The 6098-nt window shown below is 70.1% G+C and carries 4 protein-coding genes; 2 read left to right on the forward strand and 2 right to left on the reverse strand.

From position 1 onward, the window contains the following. Position 1: 1 nt before the first annotated feature. Positions 2-1201: a S8 family peptidase gene (locus ACFWI9_RS18770; RefSeq protein WP_387163321.1), complete on the reverse strand. Its 1200-nt coding sequence runs from the start codon at positions 1199-1201 to the stop codon at positions 2-4. Between the two features lie 318 nt (positions 1202-1519). On the opposite strand from ACFWI9_RS18770, the gene ACFWI9_RS18775 reads away from it, so the two are divergent. Both ACFWI9_RS18775 and ACFWI9_RS18780 read left to right on the forward strand, forming a co-directional pair. Beyond that, complete coding sequence (locus ACFWI9_RS18775; RefSeq protein WP_387163324.1) at positions 1520-4252, forward strand: alpha/beta fold hydrolase; 2733 nt, start codon at positions 1520-1522, stop codon at positions 4250-4252. Continuing rightward, a complete protein-coding gene (locus ACFWI9_RS18780; protein ID WP_387163327.1) occupies positions 4249-5139 on the forward strand; it encodes an ABC transporter permease in 891 nt (296 codons plus the stop codon). Before ACFWI9_RS18775 ends, ACFWI9_RS18780 begins: the two co-directional genes overlap by 4 nt. A gap of 6 nt (positions 5140-5145) precedes the next feature. Here the strand turns inward: ACFWI9_RS18780 and ACFWI9_RS18785 are convergent, their stop codons facing one another. Beyond that, a complete protein-coding gene (locus ACFWI9_RS18785) occupies positions 5146-5799 on the reverse strand; it encodes a DNA-binding response regulator (protein ID WP_387163329.1) in 654 nt (217 codons plus the stop codon). Positions 5800-6098: the final 299 nt, after the last annotated feature.

The following is a 6098-nucleotide window of genomic DNA, read 5'->3' on the forward strand; positions in this document are numbered from 1 at the left end:
GTCAGAACCGCGAATACAGCAGCCTGTTCGGCGAGCCGAAGCGCGGATCGGCGACCTTGCCGCTTGTTGCCGCGCTCACCAGTGCGTCCCGGACTTGGGCCGGGGCTGCCGTGGGATGGTTCGCGAGATACAGGGCGGCGACGCCCGCGGTGTGCGGGGTGGCCATCGAGGTGCCGGAGATGGTGCCGGTGGCGGTGTCGCTGTCCTTCCAGGCTGATGTGATGCCCACACCGGGTGCGAAGAGGTCCAGGCAGCTGCCGAAGTTGGAGAAGGATGCCCGCCGGTCGCCGTTGTCCGTGGCCCCCACGGTGATCGCTTCGGGGACGCGAGCGGGGGAGTAGGAGCAGGCGTTGGCCGGCAGTCCGAGGAAGTTGCCGTTGCCTGCCGCGATGGCGTAGCTGACGCCTGAGGCGATGGAGCGCTGCACGGCGTTGTCGAGCGAGTCGCTGGCTGCGCCGCCCAGACTCATATTGGCCACCGCGGGCTTGGTGGCGTGCGCGGTCACCCAGTCGACTCCGGCGATGACGCCCGCCGTCGTGCCGGATCCCTCGCAGTCCAGCACACGGACGGCGATGAGCTTCACGTTCTTGGCGACGCCGTAGGTCCTGCCGCCGACCGTTCCCGCGACATGGGTGCCGTGACCTTGGCAGTCCTGTCCGCGCCGGCCGTCGCCGACGGTGTCCGTCCCGACGCTCGCACGTCCGCCGAACTCGCTGTGCGAGGTGCGGATGCCGGTGTCGATGACATACGCGTTCACGTTCGACGCCGTCGTGCCGTAGCCGTATGTCGTGGACAGGGGCAGTGCGCGCTGGTCGATGCGGTCGAGGCCCCAGGGCGCCTTCGCCTGGGTCTCGTTGAGGCGGAGGACGGCGTTCTGCTCGACATACGCCACACGTGGGTCGGCGGCCAGTCGGGCGGCCTTCGCCTTGGTCATGGTGGTGGTGAAGCCCCTGAGGGCCGAGTGATAGGTGCGCAGGGGAGTGACGCCTCTTTCGGCGGCGAGGTCGGAGACCCGGGTCCGGCTGTCCTTGAGGACGACGATCCAGCTGTTCTGCACAGCGGTTGCGGTGGGGGCGAGACGGAGATCGCCGATTGACGCGCTCTGCGCGGTGGGGGTGACGGCGAACTGAAGGCCGGTGGTCAGGGCAAGCGCGGAGAGCGCCGCGCCCGTCCGTATGGACCGGCGGACAGGGAATCTCATCTCGTGCGCCTTTCTTTGATCGGGACACGACAAAACATCCGTGTGGCTCCGTGGATGTGCGGGACAGACTGGCGTGCGCTGATCGGTCGTACAAGGGGTTGTTACTGGAGAGTTGGAATCAATGCCGGGGGGTCGTGCGCACTTTGGTGGACATCGCCTGACATCGCGGATGGATCTATTCCGCTTTTGGGTGCGGGCGCGAGACCCGGCATACCGCGCCTGGTGTACGGGGGCGCGGCCAGGTACGACCCGAGGAGGGCGCCGAGTTCCGCCCGGCGGCGGCCGTCGGTGCGACGCGGGTCCGCTTAGGGTTCCACCATGACGATCCGACTTCCCTTTCCCTGGCGGGCAGCCGTGCTTCGGCGCCAAGGGCGGGGACGAAGGCGATGGCTCGCGGGCATCGCCGCTGTGGCCGTGCTCAGCGGCGCCGGCGTATGGACGGCGGCCGCGTCCGACGACATGCCGTCGGTGCAGCGTGAGGACCAGGTACTGAGCATGCCGGGGGCGAGGATCGACACCTCGTACTTCACCGCCGGTCAAGGCGGCGCTCGCAGGCCCGCTGTACTGCTCGGCCATGGCTTCGGAGGAAGCAAGGACTCGGTGCGAGGCCAGGCAGAGGCGTTGGCGCGCGACGGATACGCGGTCTTGACCTGGTCCGCGCGCGGCTTCGGGGCGTCCACCGGGCAGATCGGCCTCAACGACCCGGACCACGAGGTCAAGGACGTGTCCCGGTTGATCGACTGGCTCGCCAAGCGGTCCGATGTTCGCCTGGACGCCGAGGGTGACCCACGCGTCGGCGTCAGCGGGGCCTCATACGGCGGTGCGATCTCGCTGCTCGCGGCGGGACACGACCAGCGGGTCGACGCGATCGCGCCGGAGATCACCTACTGGAACCTTGCCGACGCACTGTTCCCCGATGGCGTCTTCAAGAAGCTGTGGGCAGGCATCTTCTTCACCACCGGCGGTATGGGCACGGCCCAATCGGCCACTGGTGCCCCGCCACCGCGGTCGGGGACGGCCGCCTGCGGACGCTTCCAGCCGGTGCTGTGCGCGATGTACGAACGGGTCGCCACCTCGGGCACGCCCGACGCGGCGGCCCGCGCTCTGCTGGAAGCGCGCAGCCCGTCTGCCGTCGGGGACCGGATCAAGGTGCCCACGTTGATCGTGCAGGGCCGGTACGACTCCCTCTTCCCCCTCGGGCACGCCGATGAGATGGCCTCGGCGATCAAGCGGAACGGCGCACCCGTCGCCATCGACTGGATCGCAGGCGGCCACGACGGCGGGGACATGGAGGGCGCGCGCGTCCAGCGCCGCGTCTCCGCCTGGTTCGACCGCCACCTGAAGGGCGACACCACCGCGGACATCGGGCCGGGTTTCCGCGTCAGCCGCGCGGGAGGTATCGACTCGACCGACGGCCGGGCCACCCTGCGCGGTGCCACCGCCGCCGGATATCCCGGCCTGCACGCAGGTGGCCGTGCCATCGAACTCGGTGGCCGGGCCCAGATCTTCCGCAACCCGGCCGGCGCGGGCCCGCCCGGGATCTCCACCCTGCCCGGTCTCGGAGGCGGACTCGCCCAGCTGTCCTCACTTACCTCCCTGGGTGCCGGGCTCTCCATGGACTTCCCCGGGCAGCACGCCCGCTTCGACTCCCGACCGCTGAGCCGTCCGCTGACCATCACGGGCTCGCCCACGGTGCGCCTGACGGTGACATCCGACAGCGGAGCCGCGGTGCTCTTCGCCAAGGTGTACGACGTCGGACCCGACGGACGCAGTCAGGTACTGCCCGCGCAACTCGTCGCTCCCATCCGGATCGACGGCGCCAAGGACGGAAAGACCGTCGAGCTTTCTCTCCCCGCGGTGGACCACGAGGTGGAGACGGGCCACCGGCTCCGACTGGTCATCGCCGCCACCGACCTCGGCTACGCCTCGCCGGCCGCCCCCGCCGCCTACGCCGTCTCGCTCGCCGGACCGCTCACCGTGCCCACCGCGCCGGGCGTCAGCACCCAGGCCGCCGCGCTGCCGTGGTGGGTGTGGGGACTGCCCGCCGTAGGTGTACTCACCGCCGCGGTGCTGCTGCTCACCGCCCGGCGCCGTACCACCGCACCGGCGCCCGACCCCGGACTCGCGGATGTGCCCCTCCAGATCACGGGGCTGACCAAGCGCTACGCCAAGTCCGCCGACCGCTACGCCGTGCGGGACCTGTCCTTCCGGGTCGAGAAGGGCCAGGTCCTCGGTCTCCTCGGACCGAACGGTGCGGGAAAGACCACCACACTGCGCATGCTGATGGGCCTGATCACGCCCGATGAAGGCGAGATCCGTGTCTTCGGCCACGCCATCAGGCCCGGCGCACCGGTGCTCTCCCGTGTCGGTGCCTTCGTCGAAGGCGCGGGCTTCCTCCCTCATCTGTCAGGACGCGAGAATCTTGAGCTGTACTGGCGGGCCACAGGCCGCCCCGCCGAGCACTCACATATCGACGAGGCACTGGAGATCGCGGGCCTCGGTGATGCCTTGGGCCGTGCCGTACGCACCTACTCGCAGGGTATGCGGCAGCGCCTCGCCATCGCCCAGGCGATGCTCGGTCTGCCGGATCTGCTGATCCTGGACGAACCGACCAATGGACTCGACCCGCCACAGATCCGGGAGATGCGGGATGTGATGATCCGGTACGCGGCCGGGGGCCGTACCGTCATCGTCTCCAGCCATCTCCTGGCCGAGGTCGAGCAGTCGTGTACCGACCTGGTGGTCATGGACCGCGGCAGGCTTGTCCAGACCGGCCCCGTCGCGGAGATCACCGGTGCGGGTGACACCCTGCTGGTGACCACCGCGGCAGAGGTATGCGAGCCGCTCGTGGAGAAGATCGCCTCCCTGTCCGGTGTGGTGTCCGCCGTACGCACCGACAACGGCCGCGGGCTGCTGGTCCGCCTGGACGGGATGGGCCCCGCGACGCTGATCGCCGAACTCGTACGCCTGGAGGTGCCGGTGACCGGTGTCGGCCCGCATCGGCGTCTGGAGGACGCGTTCCTCACCCTGATCGGAGGGGCATCCGCATGAGAACCGCGCACCCCGTGCACACCGAGCCGGCCGGGACCACCGCCCCCGGCTATCGAGCACGGCGCACCCTGCCGCTACGCGTCGAGGCCGTCCGTCAACTGAAGCGCAGGCGCACCCTGGTGATGGGCGCGGTCCTGGCGGCCCTGCCGTTCATCCTGATCGCGGCCTTCGCCATCGGAGGATCGCCGGGCGGCGACGACGGCCGTGGTGGCAGCCGGATCAATCTCATGGATACGGCGACCGCGTCCGGTGCCAACTTCGCTGCCACCTGCCTCTTTGTCTCGGCGGGATTCCTGCTGGTGGTACCGGTGGCCCTGTTCTGCGGGGATACCGTCGCGTCCGAGGCAAGCTGGTCCTCCCTTCGCTATCTGCTCGCGGCACCGGTGCCCCGGGCGCGGCTGCTGTGGTCGAAACTCGCCGTGGCGCTGGCTCTCAGCGCCGGGGCGATGCTCTTGCTGCCGCTTGTCGCACTCGCGGCGGGCACGGTCGCCTACGGTTGGGGGCCGCTGATGCTGCCCACCGGGGGCTCCCTGGCGATCTCCGCCGCACTGCCACGGCTCGCCCTGGTCATCGCCTTCGTCTTTGTTTCCCAATTGGTCACGGCCGGGCTGGCCTTCTGGCTGTCGACCAAGACCGACGCGCCACTCGGTGCGGTCGGCGGTGCGGTCGGACTGACGATCATCGGCAATGTCCTGGACGCGGTCACGGCGCTTGGATCCTGGCGTGACCTCCTTCCCGCGCACTGGCAGTTCGCTTGGGTGGACGCACTGCAACCGCAGCTGGAATGGGGCGGGATGGTGAAGGGCGCGGCCGTGTCCGCGACCTACGCCGTGGTCCTGATCGCTCTGTCGTTCCGTGGCTTCGCACGCAAGGACATCGTGTCCTGACGGCCATCACCTCTTCCCCTCTTCCGTCACTGCCTGTTCCCCTGTGACCCCGACCTGGGCACCGGGAGTTCGGATCCAGCCACGGCGGGCTGCTTCCACCCCCGCGCGGAAGCGGCTCGTCGTGCCCAGCACGGTGAGCAGCTCACCGACTCGGCGGCTGTATGTCCTGCCCGACATACCGAGCCGGACTGCGGCTGCCTCATCCGTCAGCCCTGCCAGCAAGGCGTCCAGCACCGGGCGCAGATGGGCGGGCATGGAGTCCTCGCCGACGGCCTGGATCTCGTCGCCCGCTTCCCACCAGCGTTGGTGCGTGCGCACCAACGCCTGGACCACCACAGGGTCACGGATGAGCAGCAGGCCATTGCAATGCAGCCGCAGATCGAGCGGCAGCGCGGCCGCACTGCGGTCCGCGACCACCAGCTTGAACGGGATGGAGTCCGTCATACGCGCCTGACCGCCCAGCCGTTCGGGCGGGGGCAGTTGCGGGAGCGCGTGACGCGGGACGATACGGCGGACGACGGCCCGCTCTATCGCCGCTATCAGCGATGCCTGGACACACGCGCCGGCGAGCGCGCGGAAACCCTCTGGAACCTCAGGTGAGTTCACCGGGTCGTCGAACGTCAGCAGCTCATGGCGAGCGGATTGAACAAGCCCGGTCAACGCCGTGCTCACCTCATCCACGCCCCGGAGCGGCCGACCGAGCCCCAGCGTCTCGGGCTGGACAGGCCTGCGTGCGACAGGCCGCCTGAGCCTCGTGATGACATGCGGCACGACCGACCACCCCCGTTCCTGGTGCCGTGCCACTCCATGTACTCACGTGACTGCACATCGTGACAAGCCCCAGTTCAGGGGGGGGGGGGGGGGGGGGCGCCCCCCCCCCCCCCGCCCCGCCCCCCCCCCCCCCGCCGGGGGGGGGGGGGGGGGCGGGGGGGCGCGCGCGCGCGCGCGAGCGCCTGGCG

The organism is Streptomyces sp. NPDC127084 (assembly GCF_042724175.1).
Classification (GTDB): Bacteria; Actinomycetota; Actinomycetes; order Streptomycetales; family Streptomycetaceae; genus Streptomyces.